The sequence below is a fragment of the Mucilaginibacter yixingensis genome (genome assembly GCF_041080815.1).
Lineage (GTDB): Bacteria > Bacteroidota > Bacteroidia > Sphingobacteriales > Sphingobacteriaceae > Mucilaginibacter > Mucilaginibacter yixingensis.
Map to the genome: position 1 here is coordinate 1897574 of NZ_CP160205.1, position 23058 is coordinate 1920631.

Sequence of the window (23058 nt, forward strand, 5' to 3'; positions counted from 1 at the left end):
TTATTGTAGCTGAACACCTGCCAAGCCACATGCAACAAAAAAGATGCCTCCGGCCCATGTTATTTGCTGCCACTATGCAGCTGCTATTGTTGTTAAATATCGCAACACCGGCCCAAGCACAATCGCCTATACAAAAGTTTGACGATAGGGTGATGATAGACCTGATGGAACACCGCACGCCAGAGAAAACCGGTTTCTTCCGTTTTATGACCAACACTTGCAACTATGGCAATTTGGGTATCCCTGCCGGGCTGTTTATCGGTGGCGTACTTGGTCATGATCAGGCTATGCGTCAAAATTCCCTTTATGTGGCCAGTAGCACATTGATTAGTTTCGGTTTTACTACGCTCATTAAACAAATAGTTAAACGCCCGAGGCCGTTTGTACAGAATATTCAAATTGTACCTGTTTATCGCGCCGGTGGTTATTCTTTTCCATCGGGCCATACTTCATCAACCATTTCTACCGCTACTGCGCTCTCAATTGCTTATCCTAAGTGGTATGTTATCGCGCCATCATTTTTATGGGCTGGCACCGTTAGCTACTCGCGCATGTACCTCGGCGTACATTACCCAACTGATGTTACGGCCGGAGCCGTGTTAGGGGCGGGTAGTGCTGTATCGATGTCTTTCCTTCGGAAGTAACCTCATATCCTAAAGTTCATCGAAAAATACGGATACCAGCCTTCGTTTGAGTGGCCTGCCAGCAGTTGCACCACAATAAGTGATGCCGGGGCGAAGTAAACGCCGCCACCCGTGCCCGTATGCCAAACGTCAGAGTGCTGACCGTTTACCCACACGCGACCGGCGTCAAAAAAGCCGGTAACACCCAATTGACCCGGTAAAATGTAGCCTGCAATATTGGCTAGTTTCCAACGCGCCTGCAGGTTGTTGTACAGTATGTGCTGTCCGGCGAATCGGTTTTGTAAATAGCCCAATAGGTTACCTTGTCCGCCCAAAAACATGGATTGATAAAATGCTGGCTTACCCACGGTAGCACCGCCACCTACGCGGTCTGATAACACTCCGTTAGAGAATAGTTTTTGATAAAAAGTAAACTCGGCCGTTGCTTGTGCAAATGAGTTTGAATAATCATTTAATCCTTTATAGCCCTGTAATTGTATCGACAGATAATAACCTTTTGAAGGCAACACCGGGTTATTACGATGATTGCTGATATAGTTTAGCACCAAGCCCAGATGCGCTTTGTTACGATTGATATAGGCGCTGTCATAGGAGTGCAGCTGTGCGGTTTGGTTGATAAACCGGCCGGTATTTTCATTAGCGTCAAAGCTGTAAAACTGTAACGACGGACCGACGCTGAACGTGCTTAAACTATCCGGATGGAAGCGTAGCGCCGGATCAAATTGATACTCGTTAAAACGCGTGCGGTAAAAGCGTCTGTATCCTGGCTGTTTATTAAGCGGGGTTTCATTACCCAAACCAAAGAAATTCATGGTGTTATCAGGCGCCTGTATATAAGATTGCAAGGTGAAATCGGCTTTGCCTACCGCCTGCATCCACTCGCCATTATATTTAATGCGGAAGGCATTGGTGGCAAATGAGTGCGTAACCATAAAACTTTGCATGCTGGTGTATGGCAGCTTACGGAAGCCCTGCTGATTGATATAACGGAAACCTGCACCCAGCAAAAAACCATCGTCGGCATTTAAACCGGCAGTTGCCAGTGGCATCCAAATATCATAACGATTGGCGCGAACGAAGGATACTTCGCCCGTATCGCGTGAGAGGTGCTTGCGAAACAAACTGGCATCACCGGTAAATTTAATGCTGTCGGGCTTGTCATACAGCTTTACATCGTGTGCGGTATTCTTTACTTCGTATTCCTTCTCACCGTGACCGCCAATCAGCCTGATATGGATAGGCGAGTGGTTGTCTACAATTACACGGTCATTGCCCTCTTGCAGATAGATGCGGATTTCTTTGGTAATATCCGGGCGATAAACTACATCCATCAGTTTCTGCTCGGTATCGCCAGATTTATCAATCTTTTTCACCACCACCCGCAGGCCACCCTCGGCATCGGTTAATTTTACCTGCTCGTTTTTATTGCTCAGACGGATGTCGACAATCTTATTGATGAAGCGGTAGTAATCATCCATGGCCGCAGGCACAGCATCGCGGCGGGCTTTAAATTTAGTAAGCAGTTCATCATGGCGCAGGCGATAGCTTTCAGCCGGCAGTAGTTTTAAGCTGGCTTCCAGCACATCGTTGGTTTCGGCTTTGGTAAACTCGTGCACCACGCGCATATAGTCGTCATAATTATATTGCGCATCAGGATAAGGCTGAATGTATCGTGTCTTGAACAGCGAATAACGCACGCGGGGAATAGTACCGTTAAAATCATCCAGCGTAGGATCTATAAAAGACCACCCGGCGATGCTGGGAAACAAACCCTGACGCACATGGAAAACCTGATCACGGTCACGCGGTACGCCGGTATAGAATTTCTTTTTGCCGTCTTTTTTTACAGCCCAGCGCCATTGGTCTTCATGGCGGTCCCAATCGCCCACCATTAAATCCAGCATACGGGCCTTCAGGAAGTTGTCCTTGTCAAAGCGGTTATCATTGTCTTTAACCAGGTTATCCATCATCTTGTCGGTATTGTCAGAGTCGCCGTTGGGTTCGCGTTCTTCCAGCAAACAGAGGATGCCGGCAAATACCTTTTTATATTCTCCCAACACCGGGTCATCAGCAACTAAACCAATCACAGGATTGGTGTGCGGTACGTTTACGGCCTTGGCCAGTGGCGGCATCACCAGGGCAGAGTAGGGGTGCTGGGCGCTCAGCGCATCGTCAATCCAATCAATAGCAAAGGTTTCGCGCAGGTTGGGAGGGAGCAATTTGTCTGGTGTTTTTTCTACGCTGCGTAATACCCATTCCTTGCCGTTCTTATCAACCAAGCGTAATGATTTTGACTGCATGCCACCACCTTCTTTAACCGGAGTTAAACCGCCATAAACGGTAGAGAGGTGGATAACAGGCAGCTTAACCGGTTGCGCCCATTCTTTACGGTAATTCTCGCCAAACAGCCAACGGTGGGTTTTGGTCACCTTATCATATATGGGGTGGGCTTTTACCACCACACTGTCCTGGAAGTATTTTTTATTTTCTACCGGAATCTGCGCCGCGGAGTGTAGGGCGGGCAGCATGCCGGCTGCAAGTAACAGCAATTGTAAGTTTTTAGGCATAGGGATAATAGTTTTGGTTAACGAAGCCAGCAGACCACGATGTAAAATTGCAGCAAAAAACCGTTAAAAACGTTGACATTGATCAATAAATAATTAATCGCCGGCTTTTGTTTGTTTCGTTGGCAACCGTATCAAAGTTACAAATGAATTTATGTTATTGTATTGAAAAATAGATAGATATAGTGATTGCTGCAATGGCTTGATAAATAAGAACTTGGCTTGCATGCATAATGCTTTGTGCTGAAGTAGTTGTGGCTGTTTTAAACACATTACTTTCTTCTGGATCAGGCGTGGCCAATAGTAGTGATGTATTAAGACCGTTACAAAACTCAGGACAGAAAGCAGGACGGTTTCTCTTATTTGTGCGGTAAATTAGCTAATACCAATGTATGGGTGTTTTGAACCGATGATGGTCAAAATCACCAAACCTAAAATAAACCACGTATGAAAAAAACTTTACTTGCTGCAGCCATGCTGGGCAGTGTTGCTGCATTTTCTTTAAATGCGCAGGCACAAATAGGCAGGCGTTTTCCATCTGAAAAAAAGATAGTGAAAGACCCGGTAACCGGCACTATGCTCACCTTTTTAACCAGCACCCCGGCTGGCGATTCAAAGATATACCAAACGCACCCACAATGGACGTCGGACGGGCAATGGGTAGTTTTTCGGTCTGATCGTGCCCGTAATGAGGCTTTTGCCGTGAACGAGAAAAACGGCGATATTGTACAGATTACCGAAGGCGGCTACACTGGCATGCTGTGTCTTGCCCGCAAATCAATGAAATTGTATTACTTGCGCTATGTACCTGGCCAGGAGCCCGAAGAACAAAACGCAGGCCGTGGTCGTGGTACTGCATTGCAATTAGTTGAAGATGATTTGGGCAAACTACTTGCCGATAGTAAAGCTGGCAAAATGCAACCCGCCAGTGCCTACCTGCGAGTTTGTGGTACTATCCCTGCGTCTATGACTCCCGGTAATGATATGGCTTTAGATGCCGATGAGCAAGTGGTTTATTGTCGTGTTGGGCATGATGAGGCGGCCAAACACCTTGCGCCAAACACCAAGGTTGAAGCCAACTTTGGCCCGCGCAATATGGGAGCGGGGCCTGCCGGATTAATCAGCATGGATATTAAGACCGGTAACATCAAATACATAGTTTCTGTACCGTTCCAGATTGGGCACGTGCAAACCAACCCATGGGTACCTGGCGAGATTGTGTTTTGTTGGGAAACCGGCGGCAAATCGCCACAACGCACCTGGACGGTAATGGCCGATGGCACCGGCTTGCGTCCGCTTTATCCAGAAGCGCCATTTGAGTGGGTAACACACGAAGCTGTAATTACAAAAGACGAAGTTGCTATTGCCATTATGGGCCACCGCAAAGTTAATCCGGCTGAGGATAAACCGTTTGATGCGGTTACGAACCCCGGTGTGCAGGCCGGTTGGGGCTCATCAGGCACCCGCGAAAAGCCTACCGGTTTAGGCATTGTTAACCTGCGCACCCGCGAAATGGTGATTATTGGCCAAACACCAAAAGGCAGTGGTTTGTGGCACGTTAATGGTTCTGGCGACGGCCGTTGGGCCGTGGGTGATGATTTTTCGCGCAGCATCTATTTGATTGACCGCCATACCCGCGAGATGATCATGCTTTCTACCGGTCATAAAGAAACAGCTACAGATCACCCGCACCCTACGTTTAGTCCGGATGGTACCCGTATTGAGATCGAGTCGGCTATGCTATCGGCAGACAATAAATCGATGAATATCTGCATTATTCCGGTACCGGAGTCATGGCTGAAAAGGCGGTATAAGGATTGATCGTAAATAATTTGTCATTGCGGGTAGGGCACTTGAATGATGCTTCGTTGTTCCTTCTCGCAATGACAACGTTTTTATTTCTGTAGAGTATTTTGCGATGATCTCAGTCTTGGACGCCTTCCAACGGAAGCTCAAAAATAAAGGTTGAACCCTCGCCCGGGGTGCTTTTCACCCACAGGCGACCTTTATGCCGGCCTACGATCTCCTTACAGATATAAAGTCCAATACCCAATCCTGAGATATGTTGGGCAACATTTTGCGCGCGGTAAAAGCGGGAGAAGATATGCTTTTGCTGCTCCTGGTCTATCCCGATGCCAAAATCCTGTACAGATAATGTTGCCCATGTATCGGTATGATGCATGCTAATAATCACCTGGGTTTTTGGCGCTGAGTACTTAATGGCATTTGAGATGAGGTTGATAATCACCTGTTCAACGCGCTCGCGGTCGGCGTTTACCTCAAGAATAGGGTGCTCGCAGTCGCAGATAATCTGGTGATTGCCATTGCTGTGCTGCATTAGCTCCGTTACCTCTTTGGCAAGTTCAACAAGGTCAAATTTGGTGTAGTTAAGCGGGAGCTGGCCGCTTTGTATTTTAGATACATCCAGCAGTTCGGTAATTAATCCCGAAAGGCGATTGATCTGGTTTCTGGCTTTTTGGGCAAATGAACGCGTAACACTATCAGCTTCCAGTCGCGACTCAATAATCTGCAGATAGCCATTTATACTGGTAACCGGCGTTTTTAACTCGTGACTGGCCAACCCTATAAATTCATCTTTTCTTTCGTTTAGCGTCTGCACCTCGCGGTAAAGCTGGGCATTATCCAGAGCTGTAGCGGCCAGGGATGATAAGGCCGATATCAAGTCCTCATGTTCTTTAGTAAACATGCCCGGTTTAGGGTGTCCGTAAAACAGACCGCCTATTACCTCGCCGGTTTTTGATATAACCGGAATAGCCAGGTAACTCACCACCGGCAAGTGTCCTTTGGGCATGCCGTGGTGTGGTGCATTATGGCCGTAACGAGGGTCTTTAGTAATATCGTCAACACGAATGATGCCCTGTCCGGTAAAAGTAGGGCGGAAGACATCGGTGTTTCTCGGCATTCCAAAATTCTCAAACGCAGATCGGGGGGCGCCGGATAGTGTATAAAGGGTGTATGCTTCGCCGGTTTCATTAACCACATTGTAAAAGAACGCGCCGAAGGCTGCACCGCTTAGCTGCGTGGTGGCATCAGTTACCTTTTGCAATATGGCCTCTACGTCCATATCCTCGGCAATAGATTTACCAATGCTATTGAGGGTTTCCAGGTTTTCGGCATAGCGTTGCAATTGCGCGGCCGATTTAATCTGACGGGTAATATCCCGCGCTATTTTTGACGCGCCGATAATCTCGCCCTGCTCATTTTTTAAGGGTGATATGGTGAGCGATACGTTCAGCTCCTGCCCATCTTTAGTAAGACGTATGGTTTCAAAATGATCTACACGCTCACCTTTTAATATTTTACCAATGATGTGATTCTCTTCATCCAGCCGTTCCTCCGGGATCAGTATGGTGATGGATTTGCCTACAACTTCGTCTTCGGTATAGCCAAAAATCCGGGTAGCACCCTGGTTCCAGCTGGTAATAATACCTTTGGTAGATTTGCTGATAATGGCATCATCGGATGAATCAATAATAGCCGATTGGATCAGTTGCTTGCGCTCTAAATCTTTCTGTAGCGTAATATCGCGGGCAATCATCATTACCGATTTGACCTGGCCGGCATCGTCCGTTATCGGTATCAGCGTGCGCTTCAACGTCACTAAACTGCCGTTTTTATGCCTGCGCACAATCTCGTTACCGGTGATAGTTTCGCCCGCGCCTACACGTTCTATAATCCTGTCTTCTACATCCTGAAATATCTCTGGAATAATAATATTGTCAGACGTGCCAATCATTTCTTCGGCCGTGTACCCCAATATCTTTTCTGCAGCGTTGTTCCAACTTAAAAACGTGCCATCGGGTGCCTTAGTGACAATGGCGTCTTCGCTGGCGTCTATAATAACGCTCAACTGCTGAAGACTGATGGCAGGCTGGTTGAAAGTTGGATTTAACATGGCTAATCCAAATTTAAAGAAAGTAAGATACTAAATAAAGTGTATTGCCGGAATATAATAGTGGTAATACATCTTTTTACTACGAAACAGAGTAATGAGCAGCGTTTATCCATACAAAGCAGCCATTCATCGATACTCGGTTGGCTATTGGTAAGGTGCTCCTTAACTTCATATCAACAATTAATAACGCCTAATAATAACAAAACACATGAAGAAATTAATCACGCACCCCTTTGTGATGATTGCTTTGGTGGCAGCTGGCCTGCTATCAGCCTGTAAGAAAAACAGCTCGGTCAATACTTCGAGCAATAGCGCCGCCAACAGCTCTACAGGTACCGTAGCAACCATAGCAGCCGGAAATATTGCGATAGCACTTTCCAGCTCAGTTAAAGCAGATTCAGTTGTATTAATGCACGCCTGTACGCCGGGTGTTAGGCCAGATACCGTGGCTTTTAGTGCGCTACCTGCATCTGTCGGCACTTATTTAACAGCTAATTACGCTGGTTATACTAAACAAAAAGCATTTAAGGTACTAGATCGTACCGGAGCACTTACAGGCTACGTAGTAGTAATTAACTTCAACGGCAAACCAGTAGGCTTACGCTTTGATACCACTGGTACTTTTGTGAGCGTACTTGAACAGCGCGAGCGTCAGGATGAGGACGATGACAATCCAGGATGGCACAAAGGCGGCCGTTTTGATGACCGCGATGGTATGCATTTAGATACTGTTGCCATTAGCGCACTGCCAACGACTATCAAAACCTACTTTGCTACTAACTACGCTACCGATACACTGGTGCATGCCGTGGTGACTAAAGACACCAGCTATATTGTGTTTAGCGTAAACAAAGGCATGTTTGCAACTGCGTTCTCGTCAAAACTGGCGTTTATTAAACGTGTGCAGTTAAACCCTCGTCCGGTTAAAAAGCATACGGCTATCGCACAATCTGCGCTGCCGGTTGCCATTACCACTTACCTGACCAAAACTTACCCAGGTTATGCGTTTGACAAAGCTTTTGCCGAAACAACCAATGGTGTGGTTGACCGCTACGTGGTACTGATTGACGCCAGCGGAACGCGCTATGGCCTGGTGTTCGATATGTCGGGCACGTTTGTAAAAAGTATTCCCGTGAAATAAGATCTTCACTTTCTATATCAACGTTCCAATGTTAAAGCCGACTCCTATCCCCTGGGAGCGGCTTTTTTGTTGTTATCCTTAGCTAAAAAGGGATGTTGGTGGTAGCTTTTTCTTAGCTTTACCGCTACCATGTTTGAACCTTTACTACAACACATCAATCGTTTTGTGCAGCTGACCGATGCCGATAGGCAATTAATCGCGCAGCATTTTACCTACAAACGTTTAAGCAAAAAGGGTTTTTTATTAAGTGAGGGCGACGTTTGTACCGATAGTTATTTTGTATTGAATGGCCTGCTGCGCATGTATTTTATAAGAGATAAGGGGCAAAACCAATTGATCCAGTTTGCGCTGGAAAACTGGTGGATAACAGATCAGACCAGTCTGGATATGCAAAAGCCTTCCATCTTTTTTATTGATGCGGTAGAAGATACGGAAGTTGCTGTGCTAAGTAAGAAGAGTATGGAAGAACTGCTGGCTGCCATGCCCCAGATGGAAAGATATTTCAGGCTGGTTATGCAGCGACACGTTGCTGCAGTGCAAATGCGTTTAACCTATTTTCTCGACCAATCTGCCGAGGAGCGCTACCGTTTCTTTAGCAAACTTTTCCCCGGCTTTGTGCAGCGGATACCGCAATATATGCTGGCTTCATATCTTAATATAACACCCGAGGTGTTGAGTAAGATCAGGTCGAAGAAGTGAGAGTCCTTTCTCTTTAAGATAGAAATTCGCCAAGGTCGTCTTTCTCTTCGCTGATAATCTCTTTGGATGGAATGGAGAATGTCTTTTGGCGGGCTTGTTCAATATGGTCATCTATCTCTGGTAATTTTGAATCCATAGCGCGGGCCTTTTCCAGAAGTTCTAGTGCCAATTTACTATCGCCATACTTCAGGTGATAAAGACCGAGGTTACCGTGGGTGTAGGCGCTAGTATTATCAAGCTGTAACGATTGATTGATTGCCTTCAGGGCTTCTTCTTGCCTGTTAAGGTAAATTAGGGCGTGCCCTCTATTGTTGTGCGCAACCGCAGAATTTTTATCAAGACATATTACCTGGTCTAAGTCGTCCAAGCCTCTTTGGTAGTCATCTATTAAAAGATAACAGTGCGCCCTGCCAATAAATAGATTGGCATTTTCTTTACATGAAGTAATGCCTTGCGTATAAAGATGTATGGCTTCATTATATTGCTTACATTCTGCGTATATGGAGCCCATCAGTATGTAGTCATTGGCGCATAAAAGCTTTGCAGGAATGTGTACCAGAGTCTTTTTAATGTACTCAATTCCTTTTTGATGCTGTTCTAGAAAGCAATAGCATGATATATTAAAAAGGAATATGAACACATCGCCTTTTGGATGCTCAAATTGCTCAAATATTTCCAGTGCTTTCTCATATTCTTTATCGTTTGCAAGTTTAATAGCACTACTAATTTGATCCCAACTTTTACGACGCTTAATGATTGTCTGTAATTGAAAGCCATCGTTGAAATAACCTTGGCCGCCTGAAATTTCTATTACTTTATTTTTGGGCCATAGATTATTAAAAAGACTTATGAGCGATGATATAAATACGATAGCTATTAATATTTCTATACTTCCATCTAGTTTTACGCAGCTGGCAAATACAACGGTAGCTAAAGCTATTAAAAATGTAAATAGGGGACCTGATATCAAAACGATGAGGTTTTGACAAAAACCATAAACAGATTCATGCCTGCATCCGCCTCCGCCAAAAAAAGATGGTCGCGGATTAATATTGAATGTAATTTTCCCTAACCTAAATCTAATTTGTTTACCGTCTCCGTAGCTTCCTATAAAAATTTCGGCCGGTTGACCTGTAAAAATAATAGCGGGAATGGCATGGCCTAGTTCATGTAGAGTTACATTGATGAACCTTGATATCAAGAAGAAAATATAGCCAATAATTAGGTCGATCATGCGTATCTATTGTGTAAGGATTGACACAATAATAAGCAAATAGCTCCGGCTTTAAGATAGAAACTCATCCAGATCACCCTTACCCTCGCGGATGATCTCAAAATCGCCTTCGGTGCAATCTACTACTGTGGATGCAATGTTGCCGCCATAGCCGCCATCAATTACAATATCTACCAGTCCTTCATATTTCTCGTGGATCAGTTCGGGGTCTGTCGTGTATTCAATGATGTCATCATCATCGCGAATAGAGGTGGATAGAATAGGGTTGCCCAACTCTTTTACAATGCAACGAGCTATGTTATTGTCGGGCACGCGGATGCCCACCGTTTTTTTATTAGAGCTGAGTAGCTTAGGCACCTGGCCGCTGGCATTAAAAATAAAAGTAAAAGGGCCCGGTAATGCTTTCTTGAGCACGCGGTAAGTGGCATTGTCAATCGGCTTAATGTAGTCTGAAATATGGCTCAGGTCATAACAGATAAAAGAGAAGTTGGCCTTCTCTGGTTTAATCCGTCGTAAACGCGCCACGGCTTCAATAGCACGATGATTGGTAATATCGCAACCCAGACCGTAAACGGTATCGGTAGGGTAGATGATGAGTCCACCTTTGCGCAGTACTTCTACCACTTGTTGTATGGCACGTTCGTTTGGGTTTTCCGGATAGATTTTTAGGAGCATCTCTTTTGATTTGGGATTTCGAATTTTCGATTTCGGATTTCGTTTTTGTTGGGGATACCGGATATTCGAATTTATCTAAAACAAAAATTCCGATTTCTGATCCGTCAACCTATATAAAGCTCAAAACCTGAAATAGTTTTAGCTTGATTGATAAATCAAAAATCGGAACTATAGATGCAAATCCGAAATCGAAATTTCGAATTCCTACATCAATTACGCTTCTTTAGCAAACTGAGTATTGATGATCAGTTTAATCTCGTCACCCAGTACAATTGAACCGGCTTCGGTAATGCCGTCCCAGGTCAGGCCGAAATCTTTACGGTTAATTTTACCGGTTACTTCAAAACCTGCTTTGGTGTTGCCATAAAAGTCGGTAGCAATACCACCGTGCTCTACGTTAAGATTTACCGGTTTGGTAACGCCTTTAATGGTCAGGTCGCCGGCTAGTTTATACTCATCATCACCGGTTTTGGTGAAAGAGGTTGATTTGAAAGTAATTTTAGGGTGATTCTCTACGTCGAAGAAATCACCGGCTTTCAGGTGACCGTCGCGCTGTTCCTGGTTGGTGTCGATGCTGTCAACATCCAGCGAGAACTCAATCTGTGCGTCGCTGAAATCTTCTTCGTTAGCTTCAAACGAGCCTTCAAATGATTTAAATGAACCGGTTACAGTAGAAATAACCAGGTGTTTAACTTTAAACTGTACTTCTGAGTGCATTGGGTCTAATACCCATTTGGTTACTGTAGACATAGCTTGATTGTTTTGTTAGATCAAAGGTATATAAATAAATGTTTAAACATCTATTCTGATTTCATTAATTACAATTGGCAGACATTTGGTGTTGTAACAACTAAATAACGCCGTAATTGTGTGTTTAATATTAACTTCTTTTTAAATATTTAAGATTAACAGTTGAGGCAGGAGTGAGAGAGGCACTCAACTGGAGTAGGTAATGATAACGAAAGCAGATGACCTTATCCCTTAAGTCACATAAAGTTATTGTTGCGCCATTGTTGTTAAATTGTTGACTAGCCTGTTATTAGTTAGCGGTAAGTTGAAGTAAACTTAATCTGCCTTTTAATATTTAGATAACGTAACGGGGTACCTTTGTGGCATAAGAATTTTGCCTATGCTACAGCGAACGACAAGGTTCCGAACGGATAGCCCCTCCGGACTAAAACTACTGATCATCACCCTTGCTGCTACCGCGGCACTGATCTCTAGCCCCGCTAAACTTTCCGCCCAAACCATCCCCCTCGCCAACGGCTTTGCCCACAATGATTACTGGCACAAACGCCCTCTGTTTGATGCACTGGAGAATGGTTTTCGCTATATCGAGGCTGATATATTCCTGCTTCACGATCGGTTGATTGTTGCCCATACCTTTCCTTTTTTTAAGACCGACCGCACGCTGGACAGGCTCTACCTGAAACCGCTGGCAAACTATATTAAAAATCACCCTGATGACGGTTATCCTATTACTCTGATGATCGACATTAAAACCAGTGGCAACAACACCTATGATGCCTTGAAGCCAATATTGGATAAATATGCCGATATCATCTCCGGATACGAGGACGGACATTTCATTCAGCGCAGGCTTACCGTTGTGCTATCGGGCCATAAACCATTCAAAATGGTACGGAAGGAGCAGAGCCGCATGGTATTTATTGATGAAGACCTGCGCAAAATGGACCGCGATAACATGGGCAGCGAGATGTACCCCATGGCCAGTTGCCCCTACAAAGCCCTGCTACAATGGGATGGCAATGGTCACATGCCCGACGCTGAACGCAAGCTACTGACATCATACGTTTTAAAAGCTCATAAACTGGGTAAAAAGGTGCGCCTGTGGGCTTCGCCAGAAAATAAGACGGTATGGACGGAGTTGTTGAGCTGCGGTGTAGACCTTATCAATACAGATCAATTGGCCATGTTGCGGGAGTTTTTGAATACTTCTTATGCTGCTGCTAAGTAGGTGGTAGATTTTTATTGTTTTGCATTGACTGTTAGTGCTTTTATCAAAGGTCCGTTCTATAGTTAACGTTTGTCCGCTCATTGCCGCGGAGGCTATTTCTTTTTTTCGTGTATTAATTTGTTTTTTTTAGGTACTCAAGAGGGCTTCGCCGTTTGCTTGATCAAAAAGAAACAAAAACTGAGCGATAGCGAACTCATGAAGGCCTATTAAAAACAAATTAAACTCCTGAATAAATCAAGTCAGAACAATCCTTCCGCCCGCCCTGCGATTTTTTATTCTCGCACAGCTCGATAAAAAATTAGCATTCCCGCCAACGCTGGCCCGGTGTTCTGACTGGCCTGCGCTTTTAGAACCAGGATTTACAAGATTGCAGGATTTTAGGAAATATTTTTCTACTGGAATCCTGTAAATCCTAAAAATTCGTTTAACCCTAGTTCCCCGACAGCGGGCAGCTTCTGGGCGAAATCAGGCAGAATAAGCTGGCTTTGTGCGGTTGCAGAGGGCATTCATCCTCATCGCCTGAAGCGCAGGGTACGTGTGTAGCGCAAGCGGAGGCGTTGAGGTGGCGCCCTGTGGTTCTGACTGATTTGCAGGGCAAAGGCTAGTGTGGCAAAAGAAGCATTTCCGCTGTCTTGATTTTTTGGTTACTTTTTTATCAAGAAAAAAGTAACGAGCCCTCCCGCGGCGATTGAGCGGGATGGAAGAACCTAATGGCACGAACCGAACATCAGAGAAAGAACACGAAGCCCCACCCAACAAAAAAAGCCGCTCCAAAATGGAACGGCTTTTTATATCTAAGGGGTAAGTAAAACTTACGCTAATACTTCTTTCACACGCTCTGCAGCTTCTTTCAGCAGGATAGCTGAGAATACTTTCAGGCCAGAGTTGTCAATCAGTTCTTTAGCTTCAACAGCGTTGGTGCCTTGTAAGCGAACGATGATTGGCACCGGGATGTTACCCATTTCTTTGTAAGCATCAATAACACCTTGAGCAACACGGTCACAACGTACAATACCACCGAAGATGTTTACCAGGATAGCTTTAACGTTAGGATCGCTCAGGATGATGTTGAAACCAGCCTTAACAGTCTGTGCGTTAGCAGTACCACCTACGTCAAGGAAGTTTGCAGGCTCGCCACCAGCTAGTTTGATGATATCCATTGTAGCCATAGCTAAACCGGCACCGTTTACCATACAACCTACGTTACCATCAAGTTTTACGTAGTTCAGGTTGCTTTTGCTAGCTTCAACCTCTGTTGGATCTTCCTCAGCGGTATCGCGCATTGCAGCATAGTCAGCATGACGGTACAGGGCGTTGTCGTCAAGGTTTACTTTGGCGTCAACAGCTAATATTTTATTGTCAGATGTTTTCAGAACAGGGTTGATCTCAAACATTGAAGAGTCTGTAGCTTCATAAGCTTTGTACAGCGCAGCCACAAATTTGGTCATCTCTTTTAAAGCTTCGCCGCTTACGCCCAGGTTAAAGGCAATTTTGCGGGTTTGGAAGCCTTGCAAACCAACTTTAGGATCAACTTCTTCTTTAAAGATCAGGTGCGGAGTGTGCTCAGCAACTTCTTCAATATCCATACCGCCTTCGGTACTGTACATGATGATGTTACGGCCTTTAGCACGATCGAGCAGTACGCTCATGTAAAATTCTTTGGTTTCGCTTTCGCCAGGGTAATAAACATCCTGAGCTACCAGCACTTTGCTTACCAATTTACCTTCCGGACCGGTTTGCGGGGTTACCAGCTGCATGCCCAAAATATTGGTTGCGCGCTCTTTAACCTCGTCTAAGTTTTTGGCCAACTTCACACCGCCGCCTTTACCGCGACCGCCGGCATGAATCTGGGCTTTAATTACTACCCAGTCCGAACCAAAATCTTCTTTCATTTTTTTTGCAGCTTCAACAGCCTGCTCAGGAGTTTCGGCAAGGATGCCTTCCTGAACCCTAACGCCAAAGCTCTTTAAAATCGCTTTGCCCTGGTATTCGTGAATATTCATTGTGCTTAGTAGAATTTCCGGTAAAGCTACACTTTTTCATCAAAGAGCACAGTCCAAATGCTAAAAAAGTTTCAATTTCTATAAAAAACATTACTGCTTTTAGAAAAATAGCAGAATTTGAGAGCTGAAATTGTAAAATATATAATAAATATCAGTTTCAATACCCCCATTATGGCGATATGGTAAATTATTTCGGGCCTACTGCTGTCACGCGGTGTCACGGCTGTCACGCGTGTCACACACCGTGACACTTCAGTATTTAGTAATCGGAGAGAGAGAGTTAAGAATAAAGATGAAGTATATAAATATTACTATATAGATTACATCAATTGGCTGTCACGCCTGTCACGCTTGTCTTACACTATTACACGCGTGACAAGTGTGACAGTTCAGTATTTAGTAATCAGATAGAGAATTAAGAATAAAGATGAAGTATATATAATAGTAAGTCTTAAATCTCCTCAGTCTAAAGTATCACTGTCACGCCTGTCACGCTTGTCTTACACTATTACACGCGTGACAGCCGTGACAGTTCATGATCTATAATTAATGAGATGATATAGAATGATGATAATGTATATAATATATAGTATAAAAAATCAGATGCCGGATAGCTGGGGTTGGTTGTCACGGCTGTCACGCTTATTATAGTGTATGACGAGCGTGACAACCGTGACAGTTCATGATTTATAATTAAAGAGATGATATAGAATGATGATAAAGTATATAATATATAATATAAAAAATCAAATAATAGATAACTTGAGTTGATTGTCACGCTGTCACGGCTGTCACGCTTATTATAGTGTATGGCGAGCGTGACAAGCGTGACAGTTGAATAATGAGTAATAGTAAACAATTGCAAATGGCTGTCACGGCTGTCACGATTGTCACGGTGCGTGACAATCGTGACAGCCGTGACAGTTGGGTATCTGCTGCAACAAACACTCACTATTCACCCCTCACAACTCACTAAAATCCCTACATTTGCAGCATGCTCAGGGCACAGGCAATACATAAATCATACGGCAAACTGCATATCCTGAAAGGGGTAGACCTTCAGGTAGAGAAAGGCGAAATTGTGGCTATTGTAGGCGCTTCGGGTGCCGGCAAAAGTTCGTTGCTTAACATCCTGAGTACGCTGGATAAGCCCGATTCTGGTCAGGTGTTTTTTGATGGATACAACATCAGTAAGCTGAGCCATAGTCATGTAAGCGAGTTCAGGAACCGTAAAATTGGGTTCATCTTTCAGTTTCATCACCTGCTGGCCGAGTTTAACGCACTGGAGAATGTGTGTATCCCCGCCTTTATTGCCGGCACACCAAAGGTTGTGGCCGAAAAACGGGCGACCGAACTACTGGAAAAACTGGGATTGGATGCCCGCAAACATCATAAGCCCAACCAACTGTCGGGTGGCGAGCAGCAGCGTGTGGCGGTGGCCAGGGCGTTGATTAACAATCCGTCGCTTATTTTTGCTGATGAGCCATCGGGTAACCTCGACTCTAATAATGCGCGCGAGCTGCATGAGCTTTTTATCAGGCTGCGGGCAGAGTTTAATCAAACCTTCGTTATTGTAACCCACAACGAAGATCTGGCCGGGCTGGCCGACAGGCAAATCATCATGAAAGACGGCCTGATTACCAACTAAGTTTTAATCATTTTGAAAGTATTAATAACAGGCGCCTCCTCAGCGGCGGCATATCAGCTGAAAAGTAAAATAGGGGCACAACAGGTTATCCTGGGCGATTATACCGATCTGCCCGGCGTAATGCTGCAATCGGGCCAGATGATTAAACTTCCAGAACCTGCAGATCCGGCCTATGTACACAAAATACTCAGTTTGTGCATGGATAGGGGCATCACCCACGTTTATACTACGCAGCAAACAGAGTTTGAATTACTGCATCAAGCCAATCAACTATTTGAAGAATACGGAATAAACATACTAGCTGCTACTGATGAAATACGCTGATATTGACCAACGCAAAAACGCTTTTATATTTGAGCTGGATGATGTGCTTTATCCGGAGAAAGATTACCTGTACCAGATCTACTACCTGTTTGCGTCATTTTTAGAATATACCGAACTGCTGGACGGCAAAGTGCTGACAGACCTGATGGTAAAAACTTATGAAGAGGAGGGGCGCGATATAGTGTTTGACCGTGTGCAGGAGCGTTTTCAGTTTGATAAAAACTATCGTGAAAACTTTGACCGCCTGCACCTTACTGCCCGCTTGCCGCTAAAGCTATTGCTTTACGCAGATATGCTGGAGCTGCTGCAACAAATTGTTGTAGACCGTAAAAAGATCTTCATTGTTACCAACGGTAACCCCGAGCAGCAGCTCAATAAAATAAGGCAGATTGAGTGGAACGGGCTGGAGAAATACCTGGTATGTTATTTTGCCGATGAAATAGCTGCCAAGCCAGAGCCCGATACCATCTACAAACTCATTAATGACCATGGGTTGCAACGCCGCGAAATGGTGATTGCCGGTAATACCGAAGCCGATGTGCTTTGCGCTCAGGCCTGCGGTATAGATTTTATCTACTCAGAGGAGTTTTTGTCTTCACAATAACCTCATCTTCAATATGTACGTTTAAGTAGAATAATTGGTAACTTTAATAAAGCATGCAATATAAACCGTTGGTCGGTTCATATTACCGGCTCATCGACAAATAAAAAGAGCCTGACATACTTTTTTGTAGTTTGCTGCGTATAATATAGCTTATATTGAAGATGAAAAAAGTATTACTGTGTATTTGCATGGGTTTGTTTCTTTTCTCTGCATGCAGTAAAAAGAAGAGCGATCCTACGCCCGATTCGTCTAATACACCACCGGCAGATGGCTCTACTTTAGATAAGATTAGAGACTCTGTATTTCTTTATGCCAAAGAAGATTACTATTGGTATGATGCCTTGCCGAGCTACGTCAACTTTAATCCGCGAGGCTATACCTCAACCACCAGCGATCTGGACGCACTTACCAAAGAGTTGAATGCTATTTCTCAGCTCAAAATCAATCCGGCAACGGGGCAACCGTATGAGTATTACTCACTATCGCCTGGCCAGGCCAAATATTCATTTATAGATGAAGGACAGGCATCAGGCAAATTGAATGCCGTAACAGGCGATTTTGGATTTGCACCGCTGTATGCGTCCACCAATGATCTGCGCATCAAATATGTTTATCCCGGGTCGCCGGCTGGTTTGGCAGGCTTACGTCGTGGCGATCAGATCACCGCAATAAACGGCCGTACCAGCTTGAGTTATGATGGCAACACCACGTCTACCAACGTAAACTTTGTAATTAATGCTTACGCCTACAGCAGCACCATCAGCATGACCCTCCAACGGGTTGACGCCAGTAATAACGTTACCACTTTCAGCGTCAGCCTGAATGCGGCCAGCTATACCATCAACCCAATTTTGGCCACTAAAACCATTACCGTTAATGCCAGTAAAAAGGTTGGCTACATTATGTTTAACAGTTTTGTGAACCTTACCAATGTGCAAACGGCTCTAAGCACCGCCTTTAGCAGCTTTGCAGGCAGCGGTATTACAGACCTGGTGGTGGATTTACGTTATAATGGTGGCGGATATGTAGAAACAGCCATTTATCTGGATAATTTGATTGCGCCATCATCTGCTAACGGGCAGTTAATGTTTAATACTTATTATAATTCTAATCTTACCAGCGGTAATACAGCTATGCTGAAAAACCAGGTGCGCACCAATACGCAAGGCACTTACAATCTTTCGCAGGTTGACTATACTTTGGCGTCACAATATAATAAAGTGACTTTTGGCAAAGTGGGCTCGTTGAACAACCTGCAGCACGTATTCTTTATTGTAACCGGCTCAACAGCTTCGGCTGCCGAGTTGACCATCAACAACCTGCGCCCATACATGAATGTGCAACTGATTGGTAGTACCACTTACGGTAAACCGGTAGGCTTTTTTGAAATTGATATTAATAAGTATCAGATGTATATCCCTGAGTTTGAAACTAAAAACGCTTCAAACCAGGGTGGCTATTTTACAGGAATGGTACCTGGTTCTGCAGATTATCCCGGCAAAGTAGCAACTGACGACCCAACCCACGATTTTGGCGATGTAAACGAGAATTTGTTGAAGCAAGCCATTAACTTTGTAACCAACGGCACGTATGCTACAGATAATTTAGCCATACAAAGTACTGGCGGTGTAACTTTTACGTTAACAGATCAGGATAATTTTGTTAAGAGAGACAATGTCCGTAAATTTAATGGCATGGTTATGCAGAACTTAAAATTGAAACAATAACAATTCAAACAATAAGTTAAGCTTCGTTTGCTTCGGCAGGCGGGGCTTTTTTGTTTGTCTGAACCTGGATTCTAAGGATTTTTGAGATTTATAGGATGCTGGCGTTAGCCATACGTCATGCCGAACTTGTTTCGGCACCCCACGTGCCAAGTAAGCGCAGGCGCGGAAGAGAAACTACTCTCTTGAGCGATAGCGAAAAATCTTAGCCCCCGTGCAAAGGGCCGGTAATGCGTCTAAGATTTCTCCTCACACCGTCACACAGGTCAGCGCTTGTTCGTTCGAAATGACAAAAGCCGACTACGCAAGCAACCCTTAATCTGCCAACTCCCTCAAATCCACAGGTACTACGCGCGATACACCTTGCTCAACCATGGTTACACCGTAAATAATGTCGGTGCTGGCAATGGTGCGCTTGTTGTGCGATACGATGATAAACTGCGAGCTGTCTGAAAACTTGCGGATGATGTTATTGAACTTATCAATATTGGTATCATCCAGCGGGGCATCAACCTCATCAAAAATACAGAACGGGGCCGGTTTCAATAAATAAAGTGAGAAGAGGATAGCTGTAGCCGTCAACGTCTTTTCACCGCCCGAAAGCTGGTTGATAGACAGGGGGCGCTTACCCTTTGGTTTGGCAATAATATCAATATCAGAGTCGAGCGGGTTTTGTGGATCGGTGAGGATCAAATCGCAAGAGTCTTCCTCGTTAAACAGCGAACGGAACACGTGGATAAAGTTTTCGCGCACGTTGATAAAGGCCGTCATGAACTTCTCGCGGGCCGTATCGTCAATCTCCTGAATGGTAGCCAATAGTGATGTTTTGGCTTCAATCAGGTCGCGCTTTTGGTTTTGGATGAAGGTGTAACGCTCGTTCATCTCGTTGTAGGCCTCCACCGCCATCGGGTTAATGGCGCCGAAGTCATCCAACTGGCGTTTCATCTTATCGGTTTTATCGCGCAGCTCATCTTCGTTTTCATTTTCAGGTGGCTCTACGTTCAGCAGTTCCTCAATATCAATGTTAAACTCAACCGATAGGCGTTCCTTCATCGAGTTCAGATCAACACGCAGGTTGGTGCGTTTATCGCGCAGTTCGCTTTCAATCAGCTCCACATTGTCTTTACGTCGGCGCAGTTGCGAGATGTTGTTCTCAGCCTCGGTAATCAGGCCTTTCCAAGAGTAGTATTCCTGTTCTGCCTGGCGGGCGGCTTTTTCCAGCTCTTCTTTCTGGGCATACATTTCCAGCAAATCCTCGTCAGATGTATCTGAGAGTTGCAGTATCTCGTGTATGGCGGCCTTAACCGTAGTCAGCTCGGCACTGTTGGTGGTAATGCGCTTATCCAGACCTTCCTGCTGCGTTTCGCGGTAATCAAGGTCTTTCATTAGCCCCGATACCTTATTCTGCTGCTGATGGAAGCGGATGTTCTCCTGGTTATAACTGTTTGATTGTACAGTAAGCTGCTCGTTCAGTTCGTTAAAGATCTCCTGTTTTTCCAGCAGCAAGCCAGCCTGTTCTTCTTTTTGCGACTTGAAATCAATCACTTGCGGCTGCAGCGTTTGCATTTCGGTTTTAATGCCTTCAATTTTGCGGGCAATATCCTCTTTGCGGTTGCGGCTGTTCTCAATAAAGGCCTGGTATTGTTCCTGCCGGGTTTTAACAGTTACCAGTTCGGTATTTAATTGGTTGAGCGCCTGTTGTTTCTGACGGATTTCTTCGGCCTTGCCTGCGGCACGCAGTTCTACCAGTGTATGCTGCAGTTCTTCAGCGCGGGCTTTTAGTTTTTCAACCTGTATCTCGCTTTGCTTAATCTCTTTAGCAAGGTTTTCCAAATTCTTGGCGCGACCGATACGTTTACCCTCAAATAAGCCTACAGAGCCACCTGCCATGGTCAATTTGGTTTTATTGAACTTGCCGCTCTTGCCCAGTACTATAGAGCCGCTGGGCAGGGTAGCGGTATCTAAGCCGTTATCGGCACCGTCATCAATCAGGTAAACATTTTTGAGCAGGTGATTACACAGCGGGCGGTATTTGGCTTCCACCTCAATCACACTGAGGGCAGGCAGCCAGTCGGCCGGTACATCATCTGTTGGGGGAGTGGTGGCATCAGTATAATTTTCCAGAATGAAAAACTGCGCCCTGCCACGCGATGCATTGCTCAGCAACTGGATGGCGCTGATAGCCTCCTGATAATTGGCCACCACATAGTGGTTCATCATCGGTTCCAGGTAGTTCTCAATGGCCACACGGTATTCTTCACGGCAAAATAGCACGTCGCTAAACAGTGGCGCATTTTTGGCCCATTCCTGGTTCTTTTTCAAAAAGCGGATAGACTCCGGGAAACCTTCCAGGTTATCTACCAAGCTTTTGGTGAGGTTATATTCGTTCTGTTTGGCGTCAAGCTTGCGGCTTTCTACCACGGCAGTATCTTTTACGCGGGTTAGTTCTTCGTCGGCGGTTTTAATCTGTTCCTGCAGCTTTTCTTCGGCCGTCACGGCAACGCTCAGTTCGGTTTGCAGCGCTTCGGTGCGCTGCTGCAAGTCGGCCACTACCTCGTTAAAGTGAGAGAGTTCTACCTCTTTGCCTTCCGCATCTTCCATGTTACGCAGGCTTTCCTGCTCTAGCGCTTGTTCCTGAATACGCAAGATGTCCAGATCTTTCTCGGCCTTGTAGATCTGATTTTGTAAGCGGTTGTTAATGCTTGTTAGCTCATTAAGCTGATTACGCGAGTCGGTTTGTTCGGCACGCAGGTTGTCTACGGCTTCTTTCAGATCGGCTACCCGGGTTTTTACCTGCTCCAGTGTTTCTTCCTCCTGCAGGCGCTCTTCGCTGAGGCGCTTGATGTTGTAGAGCACGTGGTTCAGCTGGTTACGATCCTGCTCCAATTCGCTGCTCAGACGTGTTTCTTTATCCTGCTGAAATTTTAACTGTTCGTTCTTGATCTTCTTCTCACTCTCGTAAGCTCTGATCTTTGATACGTACTCGTTAGTTGCTTTTTGCTGGATAGACAGATTTTTCTCTTTGGTAACGCTGTCCAGCTTTTGTTTTTGCAGCTCGGCTTCGAGCGAGTCAATCTGGGTAAGTACGCCGCTCTTTTCTTCTTTCTGACGTTGTTCCTGCTGCTCAATATCTGCCAGCGATTGGCTGAACATAGCAATTCTGAAAGAGGCCAGCGTAATGCTCAGCGCTTTATATTGTTCTTTAAGGCGATAGTAACGCTCCGTTTTGCGTGCCTGGTTTTCTAAAGTTTTGAGGTTTTTCTCAATCTCGAACAATAGATCTTCCACTCGTTCCAGATCGGCCTCGGTATCCTTTAACTTATTAAATGTCTGTTTTTTGCGGAGTTTATATTTAGAGATGCCCGATGCCTCTTCAAACAGCGATCGGCGCGAGCCTTCTTTATTGGTAATGATCTCGTCAATCATCTTTAACTCGATGATCGAGTAGGAGTCAGCGCCGATACCCGTATCAAGAAATAAATCAGTAATGTCCTTCAATCGGCATTGCACATCGTTCAGGCGGTACTCGCTCTCACCGGTACGGTACAGCTTACGGGTAAGCGTTACCTGCGAGTAATCAGTCGGCAGGATGTTCTTGGTGTTATCAAAAGTAAGCGAAACTTCGGCCAGGTTGGCGGGTTTACGTGTTCTGTTGCCGTTAAAGATGATGTTCTCCATCTTTTCAGACCGCAGCATACGGGTGCTCTGCTCACCCAAAACCCAGCGAATGGAATCCACCACGTTAGACTTTCCGCAACCATTCGGGCCCACAATGGCCGTAACCCCCTCGTCAAAATTAATGACGATTTTATCTCCAAAACTCTTAAAACCCTTGATTTCCAGCCGTGTTAGCTTCATTCTTTCTCCTAATGGTTTATGGTTGATGGTTGGGCACATCCGGGCG

The 23058-nt window shown here is 45.1% G+C and carries 17 protein-coding genes; 9 read left to right on the forward strand and 8 right to left on the reverse strand.

The features are described from left to right. Positions 1–74 precede the first annotated feature (74 nt). Positions 75–644 carry a phosphatase PAP2 family protein gene (locus ABZR88_RS07575; protein WP_107830694.1) on the forward strand — a complete coding sequence of 190 codons (570 nt, stop codon included), beginning with the start codon at positions 75–77 and terminating at the stop codon, positions 642–644. A gap of 2 nt (positions 645–646) precedes the next feature. On the opposite strand, the gene ABZR88_RS07580 is transcribed toward ABZR88_RS07575, so the two are convergent. Together ABZR88_RS07580 and ABZR88_RS07585 are read right to left on the reverse strand one after the other, a co-directional pair. Continuing rightward, positions 647–3211, reverse strand: a complete 2565-nt coding sequence (locus ABZR88_RS07580; RefSeq protein ID WP_245917103.1) for an outer membrane protein assembly factor — start codon at positions 3209–3211, stop codon at positions 647–649. A gap of 154 nt (positions 3212–3365) precedes the next feature. Further along, entirely contained in the window at positions 3366–3509 is a 144-nt protein-coding gene (locus ABZR88_RS07585) for a hypothetical protein (RefSeq protein ID WP_170113674.1), read from the reverse strand. Between the two features lie 146 nt (positions 3510–3655). Here ABZR88_RS07585 and ABZR88_RS07590 point away from each other — a divergent pair, with 146 nt between their 5' ends. Next, a complete protein-coding gene (locus ABZR88_RS07590; protein ID WP_107830696.1) occupies positions 3656–5029 on the forward strand; it encodes a PD40 domain-containing protein in 1374 nt (457 codons plus the stop codon). Positions 5030–5132: 103 nt separating this feature from the next. Here ABZR88_RS07590 and ABZR88_RS07595 read toward each other — a convergent pair whose 3' ends face one another. Next, positions 5133–7124, reverse strand: a complete 1992-nt coding sequence (locus ABZR88_RS07595; RefSeq protein ID WP_107830698.1) for a PAS domain S-box protein — start codon at positions 7122–7124, stop codon at positions 5133–5135. Positions 7125–7332: 208 nt separating this feature from the next. On the opposite strand from ABZR88_RS07595, the gene ABZR88_RS07600 reads away from it, so the two are divergent. Together ABZR88_RS07600 and ABZR88_RS07605 are read left to right on the forward strand one after the other, a co-directional pair. Further along, positions 7333–8265 (forward strand): PepSY-like domain-containing protein, encoded by a 933-nt coding sequence (locus tag ABZR88_RS07600; RefSeq protein WP_107830700.1) that lies wholly within the window; start codon positions 7333–7335, stop codon positions 8263–8265. A 129-nt stretch (positions 8266–8394) separates the two neighbouring features. Beyond that, positions 8395–8964: a Crp/Fnr family transcriptional regulator gene (locus ABZR88_RS07605; RefSeq protein ID WP_107830702.1), complete on the forward strand. Its 570-nt coding sequence runs from the start codon at positions 8395–8397 to the stop codon at positions 8962–8964. A 13-nt stretch (positions 8965–8977) separates the two neighbouring features. Here the strand turns inward: ABZR88_RS07605 and ABZR88_RS07610 are convergent, their stop codons facing one another. From ABZR88_RS07610 to ABZR88_RS07620, 3 genes are all read right to left on the reverse strand, one after another. Continuing rightward, on the reverse strand, positions 8978–10198 hold the full coding sequence (locus ABZR88_RS07610; RefSeq protein ID WP_107830704.1) for a tetratricopeptide repeat protein: 1221 nt from the start codon (positions 10196–10198) through the stop codon (positions 8978–8980). A gap of 51 nt (positions 10199–10249) precedes the next feature. Beyond that, complete coding sequence (locus tag ABZR88_RS07615; protein WP_107830706.1) at positions 10250–10873, reverse strand: L-threonylcarbamoyladenylate synthase; 624 nt, start codon at positions 10871–10873, stop codon at positions 10250–10252. A 213-nt stretch (positions 10874–11086) separates the two neighbouring features. After that, positions 11087–11623: a YceI family protein gene (locus tag ABZR88_RS07620; RefSeq protein WP_107830708.1), complete on the reverse strand. Its 537-nt coding sequence runs from the start codon at positions 11621–11623 to the stop codon at positions 11087–11089. Positions 11624–12002: 379 nt separating this feature from the next. Here ABZR88_RS07620 and ABZR88_RS07625 point away from each other — a divergent pair, with 379 nt between their 5' ends. After that, positions 12003–12851, forward strand: a complete 849-nt coding sequence (locus ABZR88_RS07625) for a phosphatidylinositol-specific phospholipase C/glycerophosphodiester phosphodiesterase family protein (protein WP_107830710.1) — start codon at positions 12003–12005, stop codon at positions 12849–12851. Positions 12852–13663: 812 nt separating this feature from the next. Here ABZR88_RS07625 and sucC read toward each other — a convergent pair. Further along, a complete protein-coding gene (sucC, locus tag ABZR88_RS07630; protein WP_107830712.1) occupies positions 13664–14854 on the reverse strand; it encodes an ADP-forming succinate--CoA ligase subunit beta in 1191 nt (396 codons plus the stop codon). A gap of 994 nt (positions 14855–15848) precedes the next feature. Between sucC and ABZR88_RS07635 the strand changes: the two genes are divergently transcribed. The 4 genes from ABZR88_RS07635 (at position 15849) to ABZR88_RS07650 (ending at position 19157) form a co-directional block, all read left to right on the forward strand. Beyond that, the gene (locus ABZR88_RS07635; RefSeq protein ID WP_107830714.1) at positions 15849–16502 is read left to right on the forward strand and encodes an ABC transporter ATP-binding protein; all 654 of its coding nucleotides are present in this window, start codon (positions 15849–15851) and stop codon (positions 16500–16502) included. A 12-nt stretch (positions 16503–16514) separates the two neighbouring features. Next, complete coding sequence (locus tag ABZR88_RS07640; RefSeq protein WP_107830716.1) at positions 16515–16826, forward strand: hypothetical protein; 312 nt, start codon at positions 16515–16517, stop codon at positions 16824–16826. Further along, positions 16813–17430, forward strand: coding sequence for an HAD family hydrolase (locus ABZR88_RS07645; RefSeq protein WP_245917104.1), 618 nt, complete (start codon positions 16813–16815; stop codon positions 17428–17430). The genes ABZR88_RS07640 and ABZR88_RS07645 overlap by 14 nt, the downstream gene beginning before the upstream one ends. A gap of 161 nt (positions 17431–17591) precedes the next feature. Continuing rightward, positions 17592–19157 carry a S41 family peptidase gene (locus ABZR88_RS07650; RefSeq protein ID WP_107830721.1) on the forward strand — a complete coding sequence of 522 codons (1566 nt, stop codon included), beginning with the start codon at positions 17592–17594 and terminating at the stop codon, positions 19155–19157. A 312-nt stretch (positions 19158–19469) separates the two neighbouring features. Here ABZR88_RS07650 and smc read toward each other — a convergent pair whose 3' ends face one another. Beyond that, entirely contained in the window at positions 19470–23012 is a 3543-nt protein-coding gene (gene smc / locus ABZR88_RS07655) for a chromosome segregation protein SMC (protein WP_107830723.1), read from the reverse strand. Positions 23013–23058: the final 46 nt, after the last annotated feature.